At 69.6% G+C, this 25559-nt stretch carries 23 protein-coding genes and 1 pseudogene; 22 read left to right on the top strand and 2 right to left on the bottom strand.

The window, feature by feature from the left end; genetic code table 11:
- Positions 1-83 precede the first annotated feature (83 nt).
- From alaS to aroQ, 10 genes and pseudogenes are all read left to right on the top strand, one after another.
- Positions 84-2780: an alanine--tRNA ligase gene (gene alaS / locus AC5Y4Q_RS18385; RefSeq protein WP_064921332.1), complete on the top strand. Its 2697-nt coding sequence runs from the start codon at positions 84-86 to the stop codon at positions 2778-2780.
- A complete protein-coding gene (gene ruvX / locus AC5Y4Q_RS18380) occupies positions 2777-3304 on the top strand; it encodes a Holliday junction resolvase RuvX (RefSeq protein ID WP_064921331.1) in 528 nt (175 codons plus the stop codon). Before alaS ends, ruvX begins: the two co-directional genes overlap by 4 nt.
- A complete protein-coding gene (locus AC5Y4Q_RS18375) occupies positions 3297-4550 on the top strand; it encodes an endolytic transglycosylase MltG (RefSeq protein ID WP_064921330.1) in 1254 nt (417 codons plus the stop codon). The genes ruvX and AC5Y4Q_RS18375 overlap by 8 nt, the downstream gene beginning before the upstream one ends.
- Positions 4528-5364 carry a shikimate dehydrogenase gene (locus tag AC5Y4Q_RS18370; protein ID WP_064921329.1) on the top strand — a complete coding sequence of 279 codons (837 nt, stop codon included), beginning with the start codon at positions 4528-4530 and terminating at the stop codon, positions 5362-5364. Before AC5Y4Q_RS18375 ends, AC5Y4Q_RS18370 begins: the two co-directional genes overlap by 23 nt.
- A gap of 10 nt (positions 5365-5374) precedes the next feature.
- On the top strand, positions 5375-5803 hold the full coding sequence (locus AC5Y4Q_RS18365) for a prepilin peptidase (protein WP_064921328.1): 429 nt from the start codon (positions 5375-5377) through the stop codon (positions 5801-5803).
- Positions 5804-5973: 170 nt separating this feature from the next.
- Positions 5974-6378: a hypothetical protein gene (locus tag AC5Y4Q_RS18360; protein WP_234786343.1), complete on the top strand. Its 405-nt coding sequence runs from the start codon at positions 5974-5976 to the stop codon at positions 6376-6378.
- Positions 6379-6490: 112 nt separating this feature from the next.
- Positions 6491-7708 (top strand): chorismate synthase, encoded by a 1218-nt coding sequence (gene aroC / locus AC5Y4Q_RS18355; RefSeq protein ID WP_064921339.1) that lies wholly within the window; start codon positions 6491-6493, stop codon positions 7706-7708.
- A gap of 3 nt (positions 7709-7711) precedes the next feature.
- A pseudogene (locus AC5Y4Q_RS18350) lies at positions 7712-8236 on the top strand (shikimate kinase); the annotation flags it as partial.
- An 89-nt stretch (positions 8237-8325) separates the two neighbouring features.
- Positions 8326-9432: a 3-dehydroquinate synthase gene (gene aroB, locus AC5Y4Q_RS18345; RefSeq protein ID WP_499959877.1), complete on the top strand. Its 1107-nt coding sequence runs from the start codon at positions 8326-8328 to the stop codon at positions 9430-9432.
- Positions 9429-9863: a type II 3-dehydroquinate dehydratase gene (gene aroQ, locus AC5Y4Q_RS18340; protein WP_064921325.1), complete on the top strand. Its 435-nt coding sequence runs from the start codon at positions 9429-9431 to the stop codon at positions 9861-9863. Before aroB ends, aroQ begins: the two co-directional genes overlap by 4 nt.
- Here aroQ and AC5Y4Q_RS18335 read toward each other — a convergent pair.
- The gene (locus tag AC5Y4Q_RS18335; protein ID WP_064921324.1) at positions 9839-10534 is read right to left on the bottom strand and encodes a B-4DMT family transporter; all 696 of its coding nucleotides are present in this window, start codon (positions 10532-10534) and stop codon (positions 9839-9841) included. The two genes, aroQ and AC5Y4Q_RS18335, sit on opposite strands and share 25 nt — an antisense overlap.
- A gap of 33 nt (positions 10535-10567) precedes the next feature.
- On the opposite strand from AC5Y4Q_RS18335, the gene AC5Y4Q_RS18330 reads away from it, so the two are divergent.
- From AC5Y4Q_RS18330 to AC5Y4Q_RS18275, 12 genes are all read left to right on the top strand, one after another.
- The gene (locus tag AC5Y4Q_RS18330) at positions 10568-11659 is read left to right on the top strand and encodes a M24 family metallopeptidase (protein WP_064921323.1); all 1092 of its coding nucleotides are present in this window, start codon (positions 10568-10570) and stop codon (positions 11657-11659) included.
- A 14-nt stretch (positions 11660-11673) separates the two neighbouring features.
- The gene (gene efp / locus AC5Y4Q_RS18325; RefSeq protein ID WP_064921322.1) at positions 11674-12237 is read left to right on the top strand and encodes an elongation factor P; all 564 of its coding nucleotides are present in this window, start codon (positions 11674-11676) and stop codon (positions 12235-12237) included.
- Between the two features lie 2 nt (positions 12238-12239).
- Entirely contained in the window at positions 12240-12767 is a 528-nt protein-coding gene (nusB, locus tag AC5Y4Q_RS18320; RefSeq protein WP_064921321.1) for a transcription antitermination factor NusB, read from the top strand.
- Between the two features lie 185 nt (positions 12768-12952).
- Positions 12953-15691, top strand: a complete 2739-nt coding sequence (locus AC5Y4Q_RS18315; RefSeq protein WP_064921320.1) for an aminotransferase class I/II-fold pyridoxal phosphate-dependent enzyme — start codon at positions 12953-12955, stop codon at positions 15689-15691.
- 171 nt (positions 15692-15862) lie between these two features.
- On the top strand, positions 15863-16603 hold the full coding sequence (locus AC5Y4Q_RS18310; RefSeq protein ID WP_125225666.1) for a GntR family transcriptional regulator: 741 nt from the start codon (positions 15863-15865) through the stop codon (positions 16601-16603).
- Positions 16600-16827: a 4Fe-4S dicluster domain-containing protein gene (locus AC5Y4Q_RS18305; RefSeq protein WP_064921318.1), complete on the top strand. Its 228-nt coding sequence runs from the start codon at positions 16600-16602 to the stop codon at positions 16825-16827. The genes AC5Y4Q_RS18310 and AC5Y4Q_RS18305 overlap by 4 nt, the downstream gene beginning before the upstream one ends.
- A gap of 24 nt (positions 16828-16851) precedes the next feature.
- Positions 16852-18204 (top strand): ABC transporter substrate-binding protein, encoded by a 1353-nt coding sequence (locus tag AC5Y4Q_RS18300; protein ID WP_125225665.1) that lies wholly within the window; start codon positions 16852-16854, stop codon positions 18202-18204.
- A complete protein-coding gene (locus AC5Y4Q_RS18295; RefSeq protein ID WP_064921316.1) occupies positions 18201-19049 on the top strand; it encodes an ABC transporter permease in 849 nt (282 codons plus the stop codon). Before AC5Y4Q_RS18300 ends, AC5Y4Q_RS18295 begins: the two co-directional genes overlap by 4 nt.
- On the top strand, positions 19046-19777 hold the full coding sequence (locus AC5Y4Q_RS18290; protein WP_125225664.1) for an ABC transporter ATP-binding protein: 732 nt from the start codon (positions 19046-19048) through the stop codon (positions 19775-19777). Before AC5Y4Q_RS18295 ends, AC5Y4Q_RS18290 begins: the two co-directional genes overlap by 4 nt.
- A complete protein-coding gene (locus tag AC5Y4Q_RS18285) occupies positions 19774-22476 on the top strand; it encodes a fumarate reductase/succinate dehydrogenase flavoprotein subunit (RefSeq protein ID WP_125225663.1) in 2703 nt (900 codons plus the stop codon). The genes AC5Y4Q_RS18290 and AC5Y4Q_RS18285 overlap by 4 nt, the downstream gene beginning before the upstream one ends.
- 58 nt (positions 22477-22534) lie before the next feature.
- Complete coding sequence (locus tag AC5Y4Q_RS18280; RefSeq protein ID WP_064921313.1) at positions 22535-23095, top strand: TetR/AcrR family transcriptional regulator; 561 nt, start codon at positions 22535-22537, stop codon at positions 23093-23095.
- A gap of 34 nt (positions 23096-23129) precedes the next feature.
- On the top strand, positions 23130-24287 hold the full coding sequence (locus AC5Y4Q_RS18275) for an acyl-CoA dehydrogenase family protein (RefSeq protein WP_064921312.1): 1158 nt from the start codon (positions 23130-23132) through the stop codon (positions 24285-24287).
- Between the two features lie 10 nt (positions 24288-24297).
- Here AC5Y4Q_RS18275 and AC5Y4Q_RS18270 read toward each other — a convergent pair whose 3' ends face one another.
- Positions 24298-25500, bottom strand: a complete 1203-nt coding sequence (locus AC5Y4Q_RS18270) for a serine hydrolase domain-containing protein (RefSeq protein ID WP_064921311.1) — start codon at positions 25498-25500, stop codon at positions 24298-24300.
- Positions 25501-25559 lie beyond the last annotated feature (59 nt).

Here is a 25559-nt window from a genome sequence, read left to right as displayed (position 1 = left end):
CCGCAGGCTCTTGGCGTCAAGGAGGCGATCGGCAGCCCGGTACTGTAGTGCGGTCTAGATAACGGCGGGAAAGCGACTTTAGAGTGCAGACACACGAGATCAGGAAACGTTTCCTCGATCACTTCGTGAAGGCGGGCCACACCGAGGTGCCCAGTGCTTCGGTGATCCTCGACGACCCGAATCTGTTGTTCATCAACGCCGGCATGGTGCAGTTCGTGCCGTACTTCTTAGGCCAGCGCACCCCGCCGTATACCACCGCCACCAGCATCCAGAAGTGCATCCGCACCCCGGACATCGACGAAGTCGGCATCACCACCCGGCACAACACCTTCTTCCAGATGGCCGGCAACTTCTCGTTCGGCGACTACTTCAAACGCGGCGCGATCGAGCTGGCCTGGACCCTGTTGACCAACAGCGTCGACGACGGCGGCTACGGGCTGGACCCGGACCGGCTGTGGGCCACCGTCTACCTCGACGACGACGAGGCCATCGCGCTGTGGCAGGAGATCGCGGGATTGCCGCTCGAGCGGATCCAGCGCCGCGGCATGGCCGACAACTACTGGTCGATGGGCATCCCCGGACCCTGCGGCCCGTCCTCGGAGATCTACTACGACCGCGGCCCGGAATTCGGTGTCGACGGTGGCCCGGTCGCCAATGAGGACCGCTACATCGAGATCTGGAACCTGGTGTTCATGCAGAACGAGCGCGGCGAAGGCGCTGGCAAGGAGGACTTCGAGATCCTCGGGCCGCTGCCGCGCAAGAACATCGACACCGGGATGGGCATCGAACGGGTCGCGTTCCTGCTGCAGGGCGTGCACAACGTCTACGAAACCGACCTGCTGCGGCCGGTCATTGACAAAGTGTCCACCGTCGCCGCGCGCCCCTATGACACCGGCAACCACGCCGACGACGTGCGCTACCGGATCATCGCCGACCACTCGCGCACCGCGGCGATCCTGATCGGCGACGGGGTGAGCCCCGGCAACGACGGCCGCGGCTACGTGCTGCGCCGGCTGCTACGCAGGGTGATCCGCTCGGCCAAGCTGCTGGGCATCGAGGGTCCCATCGTCGCCGAGCTGATGGCCACCGTGCGCGACGCGATGGGCCCGTCCTATCCCGAACTGGTCACCGACTTCGACCGGATCGCCCGGATAGCGGTGGCCGAGGAGACCGCGTTCAACCGCACCCTGGCCTCGGGTTCCAAGCTGTTCGACGAAGCCGCGGCGGCCACCAAGTCCGCCGGGGTCACCGTGCTGTCCGGTAAGGACGCCTTCACCCTGCACGACACCTACGGCTTCCCGATCGAACTCACCCTGGAGATGGCCTCCGAAGCCGGTCTGGCCGTCGACGAAGCCGGGTTCCGCGCCCTGATGGCCGAGCAACGCCAACGCGCCAAGGCCGACGCCGCCGCCCGCAAACACGCCCACGCCGATCTGAGCGCCTACCGGGAGCTGATCGACGCCGGCCCCACCGAATTCACCGGGTTCGATGAATTGTCCTCGGAGGCAAGGATTCTCGGGATCTTCGTGGACGGTAAGCGAGTGCCGGTGGTGTCGCATGAAGACGTTGCCGCAGACCGCGTCGAGTTGGTGTTGGACCGCACGCCGCTCTACGCCGAAGCGGGCGGGCAGATCGCCGATGCCGGCACCATCAGCGCCGGGCCAGCCAAGGCCGCGGTCACCGACGTACAGAAGATCGCCCAAACCCTGTGGGTGCACCGGGTCAATGTGGAGTCGGGCGAGTTCGTCGAGGGCGACACCGTCACCGCCGCGGTGGACCCGGGCTGGCGCAAGGGTGCCACCCAGGGCCACTCCGGCACCCACATGGTGCACGCCGCGCTGCGGCAGGTGTTGGGGCCCAATGCTGTTCAGGCCGGCTCGCTGAACCGGCCGGGCTATCTGCGCTTCGACTTCAACTGGCAGGGCCCGCTCAGCGACGAACAGCGCCGCCAGGTCGAAGAGGTCACCAACGAGGCGGTGCAGGCCGACTTCGAGGTGCACACCTTCACCGAAGAGCTCGAGAAGGCCAAGGCCATGGGCGCCATGGCGATGTTCGGCGAGAAGTACCCGGAGCGGGTGCGGGTGGTTGAGATCGGCGGGCCGTTCTCGCTGGAGCTGTGCGGCGGTACCCACGTCCACAACTCGGCGCAGATCGGCCCGGTGACCCTGCTCGGTGAATCGTCGGTCGGCTCCGGGGTGCGCCGGGTGGAGGCCTACGTCGGGCTGGACTCGTTCCGCCACCTGGCCAAGGAACGGGCACTGATGGCCGGCCTGGCGTCCTCGCTCAAGGTGCCGTCGGAAGAGGTGCCGGCCCGGGTAGCAAACCTCGTCGAGCGCCTCAAGGCTGCGGAGAAGGAACTCGACCGCGTCCGGCTGGCCAATGCGCGCGCGGCTGCGGCAAATGCCGCCGCCAGCGCCGAACAAGTCGGTAACGTGCGCCTGGTGGCGCAGCGGATGTCCGGCGGGATCGGCGGGGGCGATCTGCGCTCGCTGGCCGGCGACATCCGCGGCAAACTCGGTGAGGGCCCGGCGGTGGTGGCGCTGATCGCCGACCCGCCTTCGGGTTCGGACGGCAGCGTGCCCTACGTCGTCGCCACCAACAGCGCCGCCGGGGACCTCGGGTTGCGCGCCGACGATCTGGTCAAAGACCTGGCGGCGGCGGTGGCCGGCCGCGGCGGCGGCAAGGCCGACCTGGCGCAGGGCTCCGGTAAGGACGCGGCCGGCATCGACGCCGCCCTGGCGGCGGTCCGTGCGGCGGTCGCCCGGAGCGCGCCGGCGTGACCTTCCCGCAGCATCGCACCCCGGACCGGCCCGGCGGGCCGGACGATCCCGGCCGCGGACGACGGCTCGGGGTGGATGTGGGCAGCGTGCGCATCGGGGTGTCGTGCAGCGACCCCGACGGCCTGCTGGCAACGCCGGTTCAGACCGTCCGCCGGCACGCCTCCGGGTCGCACCTGCGCCGGCTGGCCGATCTGGCCGAGGAATTCGACGTGGTCGAAGTGGTGGTCGGGCTGCCCCGCACCCTGGCCGACCGCACGGGATCGGCCGCGCAGGACGCCATCGCGGTCGCCGACGACCTGGCCCGGATGCTGGCCAAGCGGAATCGGCGCGCCCCGGTGCGGCTGGCTGACGAACGCCTGAGCACCGTCAGCGCCGCGCGGTCCCTGCAGGCGGCCGGGGTGCGGTCCAAACGTCAGCGCTCGGTGATCGACCAGGCTGCCGCGGTGACGATCTTGCAGAGCTGGCTCGACCAGCGCCGTGCCTCGTGCCCCGCGGCGGCGCCAACGGAGGACAACGGTGGCTGACGACAACCGTGCCACGAAGGCCAAACCCGCGGCGGTCGGACCGCCGCGCCGCCGGATGAGCCGGACCCAGCGGGCCCGCGAGGATCGGCGGCAACGCCGGCGCCACCGGCACCGGCGCGTCGTCGGCGGCCTGGGCATCGTGCTGGTCACCCTGACCGTGATCACCGGGGTGTTCCTCGGCTCCAAGCTGTGGCACTCGCGCGGCCCGCTCCTCGACTACACCGGTGAGGGTGGCCAGCAGGTGCTGATCGAGGTCCACGAGGGCGACTTCACCACCGCCATCGCCGAGACCATGTACGGCGCCGGGGTGATCGCCAACGTCGCAAAGTTCCTCGACGTCGCCCAGCACAACAGTGCCATCGCCGCCATCCAGCCCGGCTTCTACCGATTGCGGGCCCAGATCCCGTCCGCCACCGCGGTGCAACAACTGACCGACCCGGCCAACCGGGTGGGCAAGCTGGTGATCCCGGAAGGCCGCCAACTCGACGACACCACCGACATGAAGACCAACGCGGTCACCCCGGGCGTGTTCACCCTGATCGCCGAGGCCAGCTGCCTGGAACTCAACGGCGATCGCCACTGCCTCAACGTGCAGGATCTGCGGCGCGCCGCGGCGGCGGAGACCCCGCAGGCCCTGTCGGTGCCGGAGTGGGCGCTGGGGCCGGTCACCAAGATGGGCCACGACCACCGCCGCATCGAGGGGCTGATCACGGCGGGCACCTGGAACGTCGACCCCACTGCGCCGGCACCGGTGGTGCTGTCGAAGGTGATCGGCCAGAGCACCGCCGAGCTGGCTAAATCCGGTCTGCCCGCCACCGCCGAGCAGCTGGGCATGTCCCCCTACGAACTGTTGACCGTGGCGTCACTGGTGCAGCGCGAAGCGCTGCCGCACGACTTCGCCAAGGTCGCCCGGGTCATCGATAACCGGCTCAACGAACCCCAGCGCCTGGAGTTCGACTCGACGGTCAACTATCCGCTGGACCGCCAGGAGGTGGCCACCACCGACGCCGACCGGGCCAAGGTGACGCCGTGGAACACCTACGCCTCCGCCGGGCTGCCGGCCACCCCGATCTGTTCCCCGGGCACCGAGGCGCTGCGGGCCGCCGAGCACCCGGAGCCGGGCGACTGGTTGTACTTCGTGACGATCGACCAGGACGGCACCACCTTGTTCACCCACAACTATCAACAGCACCTGAACAACATCGAGATGGCGCTGGACAACGGTGTCCTCGACAGCTCCCGCTGAGCCGGGGCCGCGCAAGGCGGCCGTTCTGGGGTCGCCGATCGCGCACTCCCGCTCACCGCAACTGCACCTGGCGGCCTACCGGGCCCTCGGTCTGCCGCACTGGACCTATGACCGCATCGAGTGCAACGCCGAGCAGCTGCCGGCGCTGGTAGCCGGATTCGGGCCGGAATGGGTCGGCGTATCGGTCACCATGCCGGGCAAGTTCGCCGCGCTGGCCTTCGCCGATCAGCGCACCCCGCGCGCCGAGCGGATCGGGTCCGCCAACACCCTGGTGCGCACCGCGACCGGCTGGCTGGCCGACAACACCGACGTCGACGGGGTGAGCGGGGCGCTGACATCGGCCGGTCCGGTGGCGGGGGAGGCGATCGTGCTCGGGTCGGGCGGCACCGCCCCGGCCGCGGTGGTGGCGTTGGCCGAATTGGGGGCCAGCCACATCACGGTGGCCGCGCGCAATCCCGACACCGCCGCCCGGGTGGTCGCCCTGGCCACCGACGTCGGGGTGCCGGCCCGCTACTGCGCCCTCGATGGTGCCGCGCTGGGCGAGGCGGCCGGATCCGCCTCGGTGACCGTCAGCACCCTCCCGGCCGACGTCGCGGCCGGCTACGCGCCGGCGCTGGCGAGGGTGCCGGTGCTGCTCGATGCGATCTATGACCCGTGGCCGACGCCGCTGGCGGCGGCGGTCACCGCGGCGGGCGGCACGGTGATCAGCGGCCTGCAGATGCTGCTACACCAAGCGTTCACCCAAGTCGAGCTGTTCACCGGCCGGCCTGCGCCCCGCGCGGCGATGACTTGCGCGATCGCCGACCCGGCCTGAGCATGACGCCGTGGAAGCGGTGGGGGCGGTTTTGGTGGTGGCGTGGCTGATCCTGCTGAGCGGCTATGACATCCGGCAGCGCCGGCTGCCGAACTGGCTGACCCTGCCCGCGGCGGTGCTGGCGCCGGCTGTCGCGGCCGCGGCCGGGCGGGGGACTGCGGCGCTGGCCGGGGCGGCGGCGTTGACCGCGGTCTATCTGGCCGTGCACCTGATCGCACCAGCCGGGCTGGGCGCCGGCGACGTCAAACTCGCCGCCGGGCTCGGCGCATTGACCGGTTCTTTCGGCGCCGACGTGTGGTTGCTGGCGGCGCTGTGCGCTCCGCTGCTGACCGGGGTGTGCGGCCTGCTCGCCGCGCTGGGGCGCCGGGGGCCCTCCATCCCGCACGGCCCATCGATGTGCCTGGCCAGCGCGCTGGCGGCAGGTCTGGGAATGTTCTGAGGACGCCTCGTTCGGCCAATTATGGAGGTCACCGCCGACGTCGAGATAAGCGAAACAAATTAACGCCGTGGTTAGCCTTGACAGGAAACGTTTGCTCCTCAGCCCGCTATTAGTTAATATCGCAGTATTGACTTGTGCTGACCGGGTCGTGGGTTTCAAAGGGGGTGACCGTGAAGCGAGCCGTAATTGGGGGTGTGGCCGCTGCCGCGGTCGTCGTCGGTGGTGCCGTGCTGGCCACCAACATCGCCTCGCCGTCCCTTCCTGACGTGCAGGTTCCCGCCGTTGCGCTGTCCAACGCCGAGGGAACCGACGCCACCGTGCAGTGGCTGGACCTGTTCGCGCAGACCTCGGCCGGAAATGCCGACTCGCTCGGCGGCTACCTGCTGGACCCCAGTACCGCGGTTGCGCCCGGCGAATCCCCGCTGGTGCTGATCGACCCGCAGACCTCCGCCGAGGACTTCGACCGCATCCTCGACGGCATCGTCGGCAACGCGGGCAGCCAGCTCAACGCGGTGACCTCGCCCAGCAACGGCCCCGACGCCGTCACCTATCTGATCCTCAAGAACGGCTCCTGAGTCCCTCGCGGGGTTGCTCCCGGCGTTTCTCGCCGTACTGAGCCGTCTGCATGCGCAACCGTAGGGTCCTCCAACCCGGGGCGCCCAACACCGGCATGGGAAGATGGGACACGTGTTGCGTTGGATAACCGCCGGGGAATCACACGGTCGCGCGCTGGTCGCCGTGGTCGAGGGCATGGTCGCCGGAGTGACCGTCACCTCGGCTGACATCGCGGCCCAACTCGCCCGCCGTCGCCTCGGCTACGGTCGCGGCGCTCGGATGAAATTCGAAGCCGACGCCGTCACCGTCTTGTCCGGGGTGCGCCACGGTGTCACCCTGGGCGGCCCGATCGCGGTCGAGATCGGCAACACCGAGTGGCCCAAATGGGAGACGGTGATGGCCACCGATCCGGTGGATCCCGACGTACTCGACGCCGAAGGCGGGGCCCGCAATGCGCCGTTGACCCGGCCACGGCCCGGCCACGCCGACTACGCCGGCATGCTCAAATACGGTTTCGACGACGCCCGCCCGGTGCTCGAGCGGGCCAGCGCGCGCGAGACGGCCGCGCGGGTCACCGCGGGCACCATTGCCCGGGCGTTCCTGGAGCAGGCGTTGGGTGTGCAGGTGATCTCGCACGTGATCTCGATCGGCGCCTCCGAAGCCTACGACGGGCCGGTGCCGCAGCCGGACGACCTGGCCGCTATCGACGCCAGCCCGGTCCGGGCCTACGACGCCAAAGCGCAGGAATCCATGATCGCCCAGATCGAGGCCGCCAAGGCCGACGGCGACACCTTGGGCGGCGTGGTGGAAGTGGTGGTCTCGGGCCTGCCGATCGGGCTGGGGTCGTTCATCAGCGGCGACGACCGTCTCGACAGTCAGCTCGCCGCGGCGATCATGGGCATCCAGGCGATCAAGGGGGTCGAGATCGGCGACGGTTTCACCACCGCCCGCCGACGCGGCAGCGCGGCCCATGACGAGATGTACCCGGGCCCCGACGGTGTGGTGCGCTCCACCAACCGCGCCGGCGGGCTGGAGGGCGGCATGACCAACGGGCAGCCCCTGCGAGTGCGTGCGGCGATGAAGCCGATCTCCACCGTCCCGCGGGCGCTGGCCACCGTCGACATGGCCACCGGCGACGAAGCGGTTGCGATCCATCAGCGCTCCGACGTGTGCGCGGTGCCGGCCGCCGGGGTGGTGGCCGAGGCCATGGTGGCGCTGGTGCTGGCGCGAGCGGCGCTGGCCAAGTTCGGTGGGGACTCGCTGACCGAAACCCGGCGCAACATCGAGGCATACCGGCGTGCGGTGGCCGAGCGCGGGCCGGTGGGCGACCAGGCGCGGGCATCGGGATAGCCGGTGGCGCCCAGAGCGGTTCTGGTGGGGTTGCCCGGGGCGGGCAAGTCCACCATCGGCCGGCGCCTGGCCAAGGCGCTCGGCGTCGAGATGCTCGACACCGACGCCGCCATCGAGGCGCGCACCGGACGCAGCATCGCCGACATCTTCGCCACCGACGGCGAGGCTGAGTTCCGCCGCATCGAGGAGGACGTGGTGCGCGCGGCACTGGCCGATCACGACGGCGTGCTGTCCTTGGGTGGGGGAGCTGTCACCAGCGCCGGGGTCCGCGACGCGCTGGCCGGGCATACCGTGGTGTTCCTGGAGATCAGTGCCGCCGAAGGGGTACGGCGCACCGGCGGCAGCACGGTACGGCCGCTGCTGGCCGGGCCGGGCCGCGCGGAGAAGTTCCGCGAACTGATGGCCCAGCGGGTGCCGCTGTATCGGCGGCTGGCGACGATCCGGGTCAACACCAACCGGCGCAACCCTGGAGCGGTGGTGCGCTATATCGTGTCCCGGCTGGACGCCGCCGAACGCAGCGACCGGGCCGCCGGGCCCCGGCCGCCGGCGGCACCGGTGTCTGCCGATTCACCGCCCACTCCCGCCACCCTGGCCGCACGACAGACCGGAGGACGCAAGTGACCGAGATTCCCGAGCCGATCACCGTGACGGTGGCCACCGACCCGCCGTATCCGGTGGTGATCGGCAAAGGCTTGCTCGGCGATCTCGCCGAGCTGCTCGCCGGTCGCAACAAGGTCGCGATCCTGCACCAGCCGACGTTGGAGGCGACCGCGGAGGGAATCCGAACCTACTTGGCGGACAAGGGAATCGAGGCGCACCGCATCGAGATCCCCGATGCCGAGGACGGTAAGTCGCTGCAGGTGCTGGGCTTCATCTGGGAGGTGCTGGGCCGCATCGGCCTCGACCGCCGCGACGCTTTGGTCAGCCTCGGCGGGGGCGCCGCGACCGACGTGGCCGGTTTCGCGGCGGCCACCTGGCTGCGCGGTATCTCGATCGTGCACGTGCCGACCACCCTGCTGGCGATGGTCGACGCCGCGATCGGCGGCAAGACCGGCATCAACACCGAGGCAGGCAAGAACCTCGTCGGCGCGTTCCATCAGCCGACCGCTGTCATCGTCGACCTGGCCACCCTGGAGACGTTGCCGCAGCGCGAGATCGTCGCCGGCATGCCCGAGATCGTCAAGGCCGGCTTCATCGCCGATCCGGTGATCCTGGACCTGATCGAAGCCGATCCGAAAGCCGCGATGGATCCGACCGGTGAGGTACTGGGCGAGCTGATCCGGCGTTCCATCGCGGTCAAGGCCGATGTCGTCGCCGCCGACGAGAAGGAGTCGGGGCTGCGCGAAATCCTCAACTACGGCCACACTCTCGCGCATGCGATCGAGGCGCTGGAGCACTACCAGTGGCGGCACGGCGACGCGGTCTCGGTCGGGCTGGTGTTCGCCGCCGAGCTGGCCCGCGTCACCGGACGCCTCGACGACGAGACCGCCGACCGGCACCGGTCGATCCTGCTGTCGCTGGGCCTGCCGGTCAACTACTACGAGGGCGCGCTGCCGGCGCTGCTGGAATACATGATGGGGGACAAGAAGAACCGCGCCGGGGTACTGCGGTTCGTGGTGCTCGACGGCCTGGCCAAGCCGGGCCGCCTGGAAGGGCCCGACCCGCTACTGCTGGCCGCCGCCTACGACGAGGTGGGCAAGCGCTTCCGATTGGAGCGACGGTGAACCGGATCAACGTCATCAATGGGCCCAACCTGGGGCGGCTGGGCCTGCGCGAGCCGGATGTCTACGGCGACACCACGTATGCGGACCTGCAGGCGCTGATCGAGGCCGAGGCGAGCGCACTCGGCGTCGACGTCGTGGTGCGCCAAAGCGACAGCGAAGCGCAACTGCTGCAGTGGATTCATGCCGCCGCCGACGCCGCCGAACCGGTGATCCTCAACGCCGGCGGCCTGACCCACACCTCGGTAGCGCTGCGCGACGCCTGCGCCGAGTTGAGCGCGCCACTGATCGAACTGCACATCTCCAATGTGCATGCGCGCGAAGACTTTCGGCGGCATTCCTACCTGAGCCCGATCGCCAGCGGGGTGATCGTCGGCTTGGGGGTGCGGGGCTACCTGCTGGCGCTGCGCTACCTGGCCGAGTCGCCCGGCTGAGCCTGGCCGCCCTCGTCGGGGATCGGGGGGATCTCGCTGGTGTCGGTGGTCTCGTCGGCCGGGTACTCCACGGCCGGGAACTCCTCGGTGGTGAATCCCGCGGCCGGGCCGGCCAGCGTCGCGCCCGCGTCGGTCTGGGTCGCGGCGGCGTCCTCGGCAGCCACCGGCGCGGCGCCCACGGTGGCGAACACATCCGTGGCAGGCGCGTCCTCGTGGGCGGCCAGGCCGTGGTGGCGGTGCGGCATCTTCTCGTAGTCCTTGTCCACGCGACGGCGTCCCAGCGTGACCGCCGCCACCGCCGGAACGAACACCAGCAATGCGGTGAAGGCCGCGAAACTGGTCAGCTCGTTGAACAAGGTGCTGACGTAGAGCGCCTTGTCGACCAGGGCGATGATCCACGACACGACCCCGCTGAGGACACCAGCGACCAGCCCGGCACCCAGCCAGGTCATGGCGAGGTCCTCGCGCCGGTCCGGGTCGGGGTTGGCTCGGGCGTCGGCGCGGCCGTCGGAGCGGCCCCACACCATCACCGCGATCACGAACAAGATCATCAGGATCAGGCTGATCAGGCCCGCCTGCGCTTCGAAGGCGTTGATCAACACACCCTGGATCAGGCGGATGACGACCATCAGGGCTGCGAAGACCAGTCCGCGAAGAAACCACTTGCTCATGGGGGCACAGCGTAGCGAGTACCGTCACACCGCGTGACACATTCCTCCCGTCGACTGCGTCTGAGCGCCGCACTCGGTGCGGCCGGGCTGGACGCGATGCTGGTCACAGACCTGGTCAACGTGCGTTACCTGTCCGGGTTCACCGGGTCGGCCGGTGCCCTGCTGATCTATGCCGACGAACGGACCCCGCTGCTGGCCACCGACGGCCGCTACCGCACCCAGGTCGCCCAGCAGGCCCCCGACCTGCAGGCGGTGATCGAGCGTGCCGGACCCAGCCACTTGGTCGCCCACGCCGCGGCGGCCGGGGCGCGCCGGGTGGGGTTCGAGGGGCACGTGGTCACCGTGGACGGGTTCGACGCGCTGTCCAAAGCGGCCGACGGCACCGAACTGGTTCGCGCCTCGGGCATGGTGGAGGCGCTGCGCGAGGTCAAGGACGCCGGTGAGGTCGCCCTGCTGCGGTTGGCCTGCGAGGCCGCCGACGCCGCCCTGCGCGACCTGGTGGACCGCGGCGGGCTGCGGCCGGGCCGCACGGAGCGGGAGGTCGGCCGGGAACTGGAGGCCCTGATGCTCGATCACGGCGCCGACGCGGCCTCCTTCGAGACCATCGTGGCCACCGGCGCCAACTCGGCGGTGCCACATCACCGGCCGACCGACGCTGTGCTGGCCGCCGGTGACTTCGTCAAGATCGACTTCGGCGCGCTGGTGGCCGGCTACCACTCCGATATGACTCGCACCTTCGTGCTGGGCCCGGCGGCGGACTGGCAGGCCGAGATCTACCAGGTGGTGGCGGCGGCGCAGCGGGCCGGCCGGGAGGCGCTGCACCCGGGTGCCCGGCTGCGCGATGTCGACGCCGCCGCGCGCGCGGTGATCGCCGACGCCGGCTACGCCGAGACCTTCAGCCACGGCCTCGGCCACGGGGTGGGGCTGCGGATTCATGAAGCGCCGGGAATCAACGCGGCGGCCGACGGTACACTGCTTGCCGGTGCTGTGGTGACCGTGGAACCCGGCGTCTATCTGGCTGATCGTGGCGGCGTCCGCATCGAGGACACGCTCGTGGTCGCTGATACTGCCGGGCAAGCCCCGGAACTGCTGACTCGGTTCCCCAAGGAACTGACCATTCTCTAGGAGACGTAGAAAACGTGGCTTCGACTGCTGACTTCAAGAACGGACTGGTGCTGGTGATCGACGGCCAGCTCTGGCAGATCGTCGAATTCCAGCACGTCAAGCCGGGCAAGGGCCCGGCCTTCGTGCGCACCAAGCTCAAGAACGTGGTGTCGGGCAAGGTAGTCGACAAGACCTACAACGCCGGCGTGAAGGTCGAGACCGCCACCGTCGACCGCCGTGACGCCACCTTCTTGTACCGCGACGGCAACGACTTCGTGTTCATGGACAGCGAAGACTACGAGCAGCACCCGCTGCCCGAGACGCTGGTCGGTGACTCGGCGAACTACCTGCTGGAGAGCATGCCGGTGCAGATCGCGTTCCACAACGGCGTGCCGCTGTATCTGGAGCTGCCGGTCAGCGTCGAACTCGAGGTCACCCACACCGAGCCCGGCCTGCAGGGAGACCGGTCCAGTGCGGGCACCAAGCCGGCCACCGTGGAGACCGGTGCCCAGATCAACGTGCCGCTGTTCATCAACACCGGAGACAGGTTGAAGGTCGACACCCGCGACGGCAGCTATCTGGGACGGGTCAACTCCTGATCATGCCCGCCGGGAAGCCGCCGAGACCCGTTAAAGGCCGGCACCAGGCCCGCAAGCGCGCCGTCGATCTGCTGTTCGAGTCCGAGGCCCGGGGCCTGACCCCGGCCGAGGGCGCGGCGCTGCGCGCTGAGCTGGCCAGCCAGCAGCCCGACGTGGCACCGCTGCACCCCTACACCGTCACGGTGGCCAACGGGGTTGCCGCCCACAGCGCCCATATCGACGACCTGATCACCTCGCACCTGCAGGGCTGGAAGCTGGAGCGGCTGCCGGCCGTCGACCGGGCGATCCTGCGGGTGGCGATCTGGGAGCTGCTGCACGCCGAGGACGTACCCGAGCCGGTCGCCGTCGACGAGGCGGTGAAGCTGGCCAAGGAGCTGTCCACCGATGACTCGCCGGGCTTCGTCAACGGCGTGCTGGGCCAGGTGATGTTGGTGACCCCGCAGCTGCGGGCGGCATCGCAGGCGGTTCGTGAGGCGGCCACGCGGGCCCCCGAGCCTGAAGCGCCGACCGGGTCCGGCCCGGAGGAGTAACCGGCGTCAGTGGCCGCGGTGGGCAACTACCGTTCGGCCCCCGCGATCAAGGCTGCCGGCGCCGGCAGCCGTCGCGATCCGGCGTTTGGCTCCCGGAAGCGGAGGGCCTCAGACCCGCGGCGGCCGCCTACCGGAGCTCCGGCGAAAGCGCCCCGCCCCGCAGTGACTCGGGCCACACTGGCCCTATGAGCGCAGACAGCGACGGGCAGCGCCGCAGGTTGCGGGTCTCGGCGCTAGCGGCGGTGGCCAACCCGTCGTACTCGCGGGTCGACACCTGGAATCTGCTCGACGACGCCTGCCGGCAGCTGGCCGAGGCCAATCGGTCCGGCCTGGACACCACCCACCACGCGGCGCGGGTCAAGCGCCTGCTGGACCGGCTCGGCGCCTATGAGCGGTACTGGCTGTTTCCCGGCGCGGCGAACCTGGCCGCCTTCCGCGGCTACCTGCAGGCGATGGCGACGGTGTCGCTGAGCGAAAAGGTGTCGCTGGTGGTGCGGCTGCTGTCGGACTACGGCGACCGGGCGGCGCTGTTCGACCTCGGGTCGCCGTTGTCGGACCAAGAGCTGGTGGCTCAAGCCCGCCAGCAGCAGTTCTACACCGTGCTGCTGGCCGACGACTCGCCGCCGGACGTCCCGGAGAGCCTCGCGGAAAACCTGCGGGCGCTGCGCAATCCCGACGACGAGGTGCAGATCGAACTGCTGGTGGTCTCCAGCGTCGAGGACGCCGTCACCGCGGTCGCGCTCAACGGCGAGATCCAGGCCGCGATCGTCCGCCACGACCTGCCGCTGCGCTCGCGCGACCGGGTGCCGTTGATGAATACGTTGTTGGGAGCCAACGACGACGCCGGGATCGTCGACTGCGGTCGCGACGCCATCGAATGCGGGGAGTGGATGCGCCTGCTGCGGCCGCACATCGACCTGTATCTGATCACCGACGAGTCGATCGCCGCCGACACCGAGGACGAGCCGGATGTCTACGACCGTACTTTCTACCGGCTCAACGATGCCACCGACCTGAACAGCACGGTGCTCGCCGGGATCCGCAAGCGTTACGCCACACCGTTTTTCGATGCGCTGCGGGCCTATGCCGCCGAGCCGGTCGGGCAGTTCCATGCGCTGCCGGTGGCGCGCGGCGCGAGCATCTTCAACTCCCGTTCGCTGCAGGACATGGGGGAGTTCTACGGCCGCAATATCTTCATGGCCGAGACCTCTTCGACGTCGGGCGGGCTGGATTCGCTGTTGGACCCGCACGGCACCATCCGGGTGGCGATGAACAAGGCCGCGCTGACCTGGAACGCCGACCACACCTACTTCGTCACCAACGGGACCTCGACGGCCAACAAGATCGTCGTCCAGGCGTTGACCCGCCCGGGTGACATCGTGTTGATCGACCGGAACTGTCACAAGTCGCACCACTACGGGCTGGTGCTGGCCGGGGCCTATCCGCTGTACCTGGACGCCTACCCGCTGGCGCCGTTCGCGATCTACGGCGCGGTGTCGCTACGCACCATCAAACGCGCACTGCTGGACCTGGAGGCCGCCGGGCAGCTGCACCGGGTCCGGATGCTGTTGCTGACCAACTGCACTTTCGACGGCGTCGTCTACAACCCGCAGCGGGTGATGGAGGAGGTCCTGGCGATCAAGCCGGACATCTGCTTCCTGTGGGATGAGGCGTGGTACGCGTTCGCCACCGCGGTGCCGTGGGCCCGGCAGCGCACCGCGATGGTGGCCGCCGAACGCCTCGAGACCATGCTGGCCTCGCCCCGCTACGCCGCGGAGTACCGGGAATGGCGCGCCGGGATGGCAGGTATCGACCGGGACCAGTGGAGCGAGCACCGGCTGCTGCCCGAACCCGGCGCGCGGGTGCGGGTCTATGCGACCCATTCCACCCACAAATCGTTGTCGGCGCTGCGGCAGGCGTCGATGATCCACGTGCGGGATCAGGACTTCAACGCGTTGGCCCGTGAATCGTTCACCGAGGCGTTTCTGACCCACACCTCCACCTCGCCGAATCAGCAGCTGCTGGCATCGCTGGATCTAGCGCGCCGGCAGGTCGACATCGAAGGCTTTCAGATGGTCCGGCGGGTCTACGACATGGCGCTGGTGTTTCGCCACCGGGTCCGCAAGGACCGGCTGATCAAGAAGTGGTTCCGCATCCTCGACGAGGACGACCTGGTGCCCGACCGGTTCCGGGCCTCGACGGTCAGCTCCTACCGGCAGGTCCGCCAGGGTGCGCTGGCGGAGTGGAACGAGGCGTGGCGCTCCGACGAGTTCGTGCTCGATCCGACCCGGGTCACCTTGTTCGTCGGCAAGACCGGCATGAGCGGCTACGACTTCCGCGAGAAGATTCTCATGCAGCGCTTCGGAATTCAGATCAACAAGACCTCGATCAACTCCGTGCTGCTGATCTTCACCATCGGCGTGACCTGGTCGTCCGTGCACTACCTGCTTGACGCGCTGCGCCGGGTCTCGACCGAATTGGACCGCGCCTGGAACGCGGCCAGCACCGACGACCGCGCGCTGCAGCAGCGCAGAATCGTCGAGATCACCGAGGACCTGCCGCCGCTGCCCGACTTCAGCGAGTTCGATCAGGCGTTTCGGCCCGACGGCGCAAGCTCATTCGGGGATATGCGCTCGGCGTTCTACGGCGGCTACGAGGAGGCCGACCGCGAACATGTGCTGCTCGGCGACGCCGGCCGCCGGGTCGCCGACGGCAAGACCCTGGTGTCGACCACGTTCGTGGTGCCGTATCCGCCCGGCTTCCCGGTGCTGGTCCCCGGGCAGGTGATCTCCAAGGACATCCTGTACTTCCTGGCCGAACTCGACGTCAAGGAGATCCACGGCTACAACCCCGAGCTGGGTCTGGCGGTGTTCACTCCGGAGGCTCTGGCCCGTTATGCGCGGGCACCGGCCGTAGCCGATTAGCCTCACCGCGATTGTTACCCGGCCCGACGGCACCGCTGCGGCGCAATACCCGCGCCGATACGGATTTCCGCTGGCAGCCGGGTGTTGCCTGGTGGCGCAATGAATCACCCCGCTGAACAGCTCAATTGGCTGCACTGCCATCGGGTGTCGCCGTGCCCTTAGCGTGTCTGCATGCCCGAAGCCCGTGTCGCCCCGCAGCCGATCCGCCGCGCGGACCGGGCGCGGCAGGTCGCCGACGTGCTGCGCCACCAGATCCATGGCGGTGCCTACGACGACGGCCTGCCCGGCGAAGCGGAGCTGGCCGCCGAATTCGCAGTGTCCCGCAACATCATTCGTGAGGCACTGGCCGCCCTGAAGGCCGAGGGACTGATCCACCGGGGACCGAGAACCGGCACTCATGTGGCACAGCACAAATACGACCACGACCTGGACACCTTGCTTGGTCTGCAGGAGACCTTCGACGGTCAAGAGGTGCGCAACGAAGTGCGAGTGGCCACCACGGTATCCGCCCCACCCTTGGTGGCCCGGCGGCTGACGCTCGAACCCGGTGCGCAGGTGGTGTTCGTCGAGCGGCTGCGGTACCTGGGCGACGTGCCGCTGAGCCTGGATCAGACCTATCTGCCGCCGGACATCGGCGCCGCCGTGCTGGCGCACCCGCTGGAGACCAACGATGTCTTCCCGCTGCTCGAGCAGATCAGCGGGCAGCGTCTCGGCGACGCGAGCCTGGCGTTGGAGGCGATACCGGCGGACCCGCACTCGGCGGCGATCCTGCAGATCCCCGGCGGCGCGGCGCTGCTGATGCTGGAGCGCCTCACCAGCCTTTCCGACGGTACACCCGTCGACCTCGAATACATCCGGATGCGCGGTGACCGGGTCACCATGCGCGGCAAACTGACAAGGAGCATTCCATGACGCTGGTCAACAGCCGGTCCGACGTCCCGGTGACGATCGACGAATCACTGTGCATCTCCGGCTGCACCCTGTGCGTCGACATCTGCCCGCTGGACTCACTGGCGATCAACCCCGACAACGGCAAGGCGTTCATGCACGTCGACGAGTGCTGGTACTGCGGACCGTGCGCCGCCCGCTGCCCGACCGGTGCGGTCACCGTCAATATGCCCTACCTCATCCGTTGAATACATTGACCACCAAGGTGTTTCATGAAGAGATCCGTGATCGTGCTGGTCTGCACGGCCGTTATCGCGGCGGGCTGCTCATTGGACTCCGCGCCGTCGGGTGATTCCGTCGACGTGGTGGTGGGCTATCAGTCCAAGACCATCAACACCGCGACCGCCGGCACCTTGCTGCGGGCTCGCGGCTACCTGGAGCGCCGGCTCGCCGACATCACCAGCCGGACCGGCACCCGATACCGCGTCGACTGGCAGGATTACGACACCGGGGCACCGATCACGGCGCAGATGCTCGCCGAGAAGATCGACATCGGCTCGATGGGCGACTACCCGATGCTGGTCAACGGGGTCCGGACGCAGACCAATGCGCAGGCCCGCACCGAGATCGTCTCGGTGACCGGCTATCACCCCGCCGGCGCACTGAACATGGTGGTGGTGGCCCCGGATTCGCGAGCCGACTCGCTGGCCGATCTGGCCGGCGCCAAAGTCTCGGCCAGCGTGGGATCGGCCGGCCACGGCACCCTGCTGCGTGCACTGGCGGGCACCGGCGCCGGCGTGGAGGTGCTCAACCAGCAACCACAAGTCGGCGCCTCCTCGCTGGAATCCGGTCAGGTGCAAGGCCTGTCACAGTTCGTGGCCTGGCCCGGGCTGCTGGTCTACCAGGGCCGGGCGAAACTGCTCTACGACGGGGCCGAGCTCAACTACCCGACCTGGCACGGGGTGGTCGTGCGTCGCACATACGCGCAGAACCACCCGGAAGTGCTCGGCGCGTTCCTGCAGGCGCAGCTGGACGCCACCGACTTCCTCAAACGCAAACCGTTGGAGGCGGCCCGGATCGTCGCCGAAGGCAGTGGGCTACCGCAAGAGGTCGTCTACCTCTACAACGGGCCGGGCGGCACGTCGTTCGACACCACCCTCAAGCCGGCGCTGGTCGAGGCGTTGAAGAACGATGTGCCCTACCTGAAGCCGATCGGCGACTTCGCCGACCTCGACGTGGACGGCTTCGTCGTCGACGGGCCGCTGCGCGCGGCGTTCGCCGAGCGGAAACGCGACTACGAGCAGGCGGTCGCCGCCATCGACAAACCCGCGACGACCGGGGGCGAACTCTGGCTAGACGGATCGGACACCACCGTGTCCGTCGCCGATGCGACCGCCCTGCTCAAAGCCGTACAGGCCGCGAACGCCCGCGGCGATCACGTCCGGGCGGCCTATATCCAGGACGCCGAACTAGGCACCCGCTGGTTCGCCGACAAGTCCGCCTGGGTCCGCGACGGTGCACGCCATCTACCGTTCGACACCACCGCGGGTGCGCAACGCTACCTTGCCACGCATCCCGGCGCCGTCGCGCTGGACTATCAGCAGGCGCTGGCGGGTGCGGCATGACCGCGGTTATCACCGGTGCCCCGGCGGCGTCGGTGCCCGTCGACCGGGCGCCGCGCCGGCCGCGGTCGGCACGGTGGGCGTGGCTGCTGCGGCTGGCGTCGGTGGCCGTCGCGATCGGCCTGTGGCAGCTGTTGACCGTCGCCGACGTGCGGTGGTGGCTGCGGTTCGACACCCTGCCCACCGTCGACGAGGTCTTCACGACCCTGGTGCGCCGGCTGGGAACCGAGGCGTACTGGCTGGATCTGGCGCAGTCGCTGATCAGGATCCTCACCGGATTCGGGTTGGCCGCGGCGGCCGGGTTGGCCACCGGCATCCTGTTGGGGCGCTCCCGGGTCGCTGCGGACGTGGTGGGCCCGCTCACCGAACTGGTCCGGCCCATCCCGGCGATCGCCGTCGTCCCGGTGGCGATCCTGCTGTTCCCGGCCGGCGAACAGGGCATCGTATTCATCACATTCCTGGCGGCCTACTTCCCGATTCTGGTCAGCACCCGGCATGCGGTGCGCGCACTGCCGACCTTGTGGGAGGACTCGGTGCGCACCCTGGGCGGTGGACGCTGGGATGTGTTGAGCCAGGTGGTGTTTCCCGGAATTCTGCCCAGCCTGTTCGGCGGCCTGTCGGTCGGCATGGGGGTGTCTTGGATCTGCGTGATCTCCGCGGAGATGATCTCCGGCCGGCTCGGCATCGGATACCGCACCTGGCAGGCCTACACCGTGCTGGCGTACCCGGATGTGTTCGTCGGCATCATCACTATCGGCGTGCTCGGATTCGCCACGTCGGCGACCGTCGAGCTGGTCGGGCGCCGGCTGACCCGCTGGCTGCCCCGCGGCGCGGAGAACGGCCGATGACCGCCGGCATGAGCCTGACCCTGGACCGGGTCCGGCTGTCCTACACCGGCACCCCGGTCATCGATGAGTTGAGCTTGGCGGTGCGACCCGGCGAGATCCTGGTATTGACCGGACCGTCCGGGTGCGGCAAGTCCACCCTGCTGCGTGCCCTGGCCGGATTGCTGGCCCCCGAGCACGGCAGAATCCTGGCCGACCAGATCGCGGTCACCACCACCTCCGGAGACCGCGGGATGGTGTTCCAGGACAACGCGTTACTGCCGTGGCGCTCGGTGCGCTCCAACATCGAGCTGGCGCTGCGGCTGCGCGGTGTGCCCCGCACCGGGCGCCGGGCCGAGGCCGAGCGGTGGATCGCCGAGTTGGGTCTGGAGGGGTTCGCCGACTACCTGCCGAAAAGCCTCTCCGGCGGGATGCGCCAACGGGTCCAGTTGGCCCGCGGGCTGGCCGGCGCACCCCGTGCGGTGATGATGGACGAGCCGTTCGGCGCGCTGGACAGCGCGACCCGCGCCGCCATGCAGGCATTGCTGATCGACACCTGGCAAGCGCATCCCACCACGGTCGTGTTCGTTACCCACGATGTCGACGAGGCGCTGGCGCTGGGTGATCGGGTGGCGGTGCTGGGCCGCGCCGGGCAGCCGCTGCGGGCCCTGGTCGACGTCCCCGAACCCCGCAGCCGCCGAACCGAACCCGCGCTGCGCACTGAGCTTCTAGCCGCATTGGACCATTCATGATTCAGATACCTGATGTCACCCAGCCGCTGCGGCTGGACTGCGATGTGCTGGTGATCGGCGGCGGAACCGCCGGCACCATGGCCGCACTCACCGCCGCCGAGCACGGCGCACAGGTGCTGCTGCTGGAGAAAGCGCACGTGCGGCACTCCGGCGCGCTGGCGATGGGCATGGACGGGGTCAACAACGCCGTCATCCCGGGCAAGGCCGAACCCGAAGACTACGTCGCCGAGATCACCCGGGCCAACGACGGCATCGTCAACCAGCGCACCGTGTATCAGACCGCCACCCGCGGCTTCGCGATGGTGCAGCGCCTGGAGCGCTACGGGGTGAAGTTCGAGAAGGACGAGCACGGCGAGTACGCGGTGCGCCGCGTACACCGCTCCGGGTCCTACGTGCTGCCGATGCCCGAGGGCAAGGACGTCAAAAAAGCGCTCTACCGGGTGCTGCGGCAGCGCTCGATGCGCGAGAAGATCCGCATCGAGAACCGGTTGATGCCGGTACGGGTGCTCACCCGGAACGGCCGCGCGGTCGGGTCGGCCGCCTTGCATACCCGCACCGGCGAATTCGTCGCCGTCGGCGCCAAGGCGGTAGTGCTGGCCACCGGGCCGTGCGGGCGGCTGGGCCTCCCGGCCTCCGGCTATCTGTATGGCACGTATGAGAACCCCACCAACGCCGGCGACGGCTACTCGATGGCTTATCACGCCGGCGCCGAACTGTCCGGCATCGAATGCTTCCAGGTCAACCCGCTGATCAAGGACTACAACGGCCCGGCATGCGCCTATGTGGCCAACCCGTTCGGGGGGTATCAGGTCAACGCGCTGGGAGAACGGTTCGTCGACTCCGACTACTGGTCCGGCCAGATGATGGCCGAGGTCAAATCGGAGATCGATTCCGCGCGGGGCCCGATCTACCTGAAGGTGTCGCACCTGCCCGATGAGACGCTCTCGGCGCTGGAGAACATCCTGCACACCACCGAGCGGCCCACCCGCGGGACTTTTCACGCCAACCGCGGCCACAACTACCGCACCCATGACGTGGAGATGCACATCTCGGAGATCGGCCTGTGCTCAGGGCATTCCGCCTCGGGGGTGTGGGTCGACGAACACGCCCGCACCACCGTGCCGGGCCTGTACGCGGCGGGCGATCTGGCCTGCGTGCCGCACAACTACATGATCGGCGCGTTCGTGTTCGGCGACCTGGCCGGCGCGCACGCGGCGTCCACCCTGGCCGATATCTCGGCGCCGCAGGATCTTCCGGCCGATCAGCTTGCCGATGCCCACGAGCTGATCTATCGCCCGCTGCGCCACCCCGACGGCCCCCCGCAACCGCAAGTGGAGTACAAGCTGCGCCGGTTCGTCAACGACTATGTGGCGCCGCCCAAGACCGCCGCGAAGCTGTCGCTGGCGGTGCACACCTTCGAGCGGATGCGCGGCGAGATCGCCGAGATGGGCGCCCGCACCCCGCACGAGTTGATGCGGGCGGTCGAGGTGTCGTTCATCCGGGACTGCGCCGAGCTGGCGGCCCGCACATCTTTGACGCGCACCGAGTCGCGCTGGGGCCTCTACCACGAGCGCGCCGATCTGCCCGGCCGCGACGACGGGCAGTGGGGCTATCACCTCAACGTGCGCAAGCGGGCCGACGGGGCGATGGAGTTCCTCAAACGCCCGGTGGCTCCGTATTTCGTTGCGGTGCCCGAGTTCGATCGGCTGCCCCCGGCCGACCAGTCGGTGCAGGCGGTGCCGCAGCCGCCGCTGCTGGGCGGCCAGGCTCCGGCGACGGCACGATCACGTGTCCCGGCACCGGCTTCTGCCCAGCCGCCGTCGCCCCGGATCGCGGTGGTCGTCGCCCTGGAAGAACCCGCCTTGGCCGACCTGGCCGAATTCCTGGCTGACCCGGATCCGGCGGTGCGCCGTACCGCGGTCGCCGCCCTGACCGAACACACCCCGGGCGGATACGAATCCGCGTTGTTCGACGCGCTCGCCGACGAGGACGCCGCGGTGCGCCGCACCGCCGCCGACGGTGCGCGTGAACTGGTCGAGGTGCTGGCCGACCCGGCAGCGGCCGGCGTGCACCGGAACTCCGCAGACCCGGTGGTGCGCGCCTGCGTGGTGTATCTGCTGTCCAGCCGCCGGGTCGGTGACCCGGCGCGGTATCGCGCCGCGCTGGCCGATCCCGACCACCGGGTGCGCATCGAGGCGGTGCGTGCGCTGGTCTCGGCCGACGACGCGACGGCGGTGGCCGCGGCCGCCCAGGACGCCAACCGTGAGGTGCGCATCGCGGTCGCCAATGCGTGTGCGACGTTGCGGGCCGGGGCGCAGACCGTTCGGGCCCTGATCGGTGACCCGGACCCGCTGGTGCGCGCCGCAGCACTGGCCGCCCTCGGCGAAGTCGGTTGCGGCGACGCCGATATCGCCGCCGTCGAGACGGCACGGGGCGAGTCGGCGTGGCAGGTGCGGGTCGGCGCGGCCCGCGCGCTGGCCGGTGCGCGCGCAGCGGTGGCGGTGCCGCGCCTGACCGTGGCTCTCGAAGATGCGCACCTCGACGTGCGCAAAGCCGCGGTGCTGGGCTTGACGCGCTGGGCCGCCTCGGAGGTCGCCGCACGCGACGCGTTGAGCCTCGCGGTCAAGGACAGCGACGCCGACGTGCGCGCCTACGCGCGTCGCGCACTGCAGCAAGCGGGCCTGCACACCGGCGTATAACGGCGACAACCGGGCAAGCCCTAGGCAGCGCCGGCCCGGGTCAGTACCGTGTGTCGGCATGGCCGAAGCCACCACCAATCCGCGACTGTCCGTGCAGGACTGGGTGCAAGCCGGGTTCCGCATTCTGGCCGAGGACGGGCTCAAGGCCCTGACCATCGACCGGCTCTGCCGGCGCCTGCGCGTCACCAAGGGCAGCTTCTACTGGCACTTTGCCGACATGAAGGCCTATCGCCAGGCGCTGGTCGACACCTGGGCCGCGGTCCGCGACGAGGACCGCGGTGACTTCGACGCGCTGGAGGAGTTGCCTCCGCGCGAACGACTTTCGCGCATGATGACCTCGCTGGTCGGTCCGCGGCACTGGATGCTGGAACGGGCGATGCGCGAATGGGCGCGCTCGGAGGAGAACGTCGCCGAGGCGGTGCGCACCTCGGATCGGCGCGTGCTCAAGGCGGTCCGTCAGGTCTTTCTCGATGACGGCTTCGACCCCGATGAGGCTGATATGCGCGCTAATGCCACGTTCGCCGCCGGCATCGGCTTTCTGCACCTGTCCGGCTCGCGGCCCAGTCCACGCGCCGTCGGCCGCCGTGAACAGTTCCTGGACGTGATGCTGCGCCACTAATCGCCATACCAAAAGGTATGGTACGGTCCCGGGCATGGTGCGGGCGGCGGCGGTACTGACGGGGGACTTCATCGATCGTTTGGCCGAACGTGCCGCCGAAGCCGAGGAACTGCGCCGGCTGCCGGCTGCCACCATCGACGACTACCGGCGCTCCGGGCTGCCCGGGCTGCTGCTGCCGGCACGCTACGGCGGACAGCAGGCAGAGTTTCCCGAGATCCTCGAACCGATCCGCCGCATGGCGCACGGGTGCGCCTCCAGTGCCTGGACGCTGGGGTTCTACACCCTGCACAACTGGATGCTCGCACTCTTCGGTGAGCAGGCACAGGACGAGGTGTTCGCCTCCGGTCCGGTGCTGTGTCCCGCGCCGTTGGCGCCGACCGGACGCGGCACCCCCGACGGCGACGGCATCCGGCTGTCCGGGCGATGGTCCTGGGCCACCGGGGTGGCCGATGCCGACTGGATCCTGGTCGGAGCGATCTGCGGACCAGACGACGGGCCCTACCCGGCGCTGGTGCTGCTACCGGCGTCCGATATCCGCATCGAAGATGTGTGGCACACCGCCGGAATGCGGGCGACCGGTTCCAACGACGTCGTCATCGAGGATGTCTGGGTACCCCAGCACCGGCTGGTCAAAGTCGCCGACATCTACTCGGGCACCGCGCCGGGGGCCGCCTTGCATGACGGCTCCGCCTACCGGTGGCCGATGGTCCCGGCGTTGGCACTGGTGGCCGCGATGCCCGCGCTGGGCTCGGCCGAACGGGTCGCCGACCTCTACGCCCAGCGACTCGAGGAGCGAGTATTGGCGTATTCCGGTGCGGCGCAGAAGAATCAGCCCGCTGCGCAGATCCGCCTCGGGGATGCGCGGGTGCGGTTGGGAGCGTTGCGCGGGCTGCGCGACGCCACGGTGGCCCGGCTTCAGGACGCGGTCGATGGCCGCGAACGGATCAGCCGGTCGGTCCGGGCGCAGGCCCGCGCCGCGGCCGCCCACATCGTGCACGAATCCCGCGCCGTGATCGCTGATCTGCTCGAAGCCTCCGGCGCCAGCGTGCATTTCGTGGACAATCCGCTGCAACGCATCAAACGCGATGTCGACATCATCTGCGGTCACGTCGTCTTCGACTACGACACCGCGCGCGAGCTGGCCGGCGCGCTGGAGGCCGGCGTTAAGGTCTCGCCGATCGCGATGATCTGATGAGGATGCGCTACAACCCCAGGGCCCGATAGGTGCGCCGCACGAACTTCGGTTGCGCCACCCGCAGTTTCGCGATCGCGGTATTGCCGGCGACAGCAGCGGCCATCTCGGTGGACAGCGTCGGGGCGTTCTGCACCAGATAGATCAGGATCAGGTCGGCGGCCGGATCGGCCTGCCACCAGGTGCCGTAGGCGCCCGGCCAGCTGAACGCGCCGGCACCCCCCGGCCCGAACAGCGGTTGAGAACGCGCCGGATCGGTGACCACCGACAGGTTGAGCCCGAAGCCGCGGCCGACCCAGAACGGGGCCCCCAGAAACGGGTGGCGCTTCTGGGTGTCGGTGAGCCGGTCGGTGCGCATCGCGGCCGCCGATTCCGCCGAGAGCACCCGGGTGCCGTCGAACACGCCGTCGGCCAGCAACATTCGCGCGAACGCCAGGTAATCATCCGCGGTCGACATCAGCCCGCCGCCCGCGTTCGGGAACGCCGGCATGGTGATCGGCATCGGTCCCATCGCGTCGTCGCGCAACATGTCGCCGTCGAGCCGGTACATGGTGGCGCTGCGCCCGCGGAGCTCGGGGGAGACGCAGAACCCGGTGTCGGCCATCCCCAGCGGCCCCAGGATCCGCTCGTCGAGCACCTGCGGCAGCGGCTTGCCCTCGATCCGGGACAGCACCACGCCCAGCACGTCGATGCCGTGCCCGTAGGTCACCCGGTCGCCGGGCTGATCGACCAGCGGCAGCGCGGCCAGCGCGCTCAGCCAGGCCTCCGGGCCGCGCCCGAACGGCAGCCGCTGATACTCCCGCGCGATCGGGCCGGGCACCGAGAACCCGTAGCCGATCCCGCAGCGGTGCGTCATCAGGTCCTCGATGGTGAGCGCCCGCCGGGCCGGCGTGGTCTTGTCCAGCGGTCCGGCCGGGTCGACCAGCACGCTCGGCGCGGCGAACTCCGGCAGCCAGGTGGCGATCGGGTCACTCAGCCGCAGCCGGCCCTCATCGACCAGGGACATGGCCGCGGCGACCGTGATCGGTTTGGTCATCGAGGCGATCCGGAACACGGTGTCGCGGGTCATCGGAAGGCCGGCCCCGACGTCGCGATAGCCGATCTCGTTCACCTGGAGCACCTGGCCGCGCTGCCAGACGACGGTCACCACGCCGGCCAGCAGGCCGGCGTCGCAGGCCTCCCGGAGGGACGCCTGATTCGGATCGAGATTCACCCGGCCCAGATTAGCGGCGCGGCGGTGGTTGGCCTGGGCTCACACTCGAAATGCGGTGC

This window comes from Mycobacterium sp. NGS16 (assembly GCF_059813225.1).
Note: the sequence above shows the minus strand (reverse complement) of the source record. Positions and strands in the feature narration are given on the sequence as shown.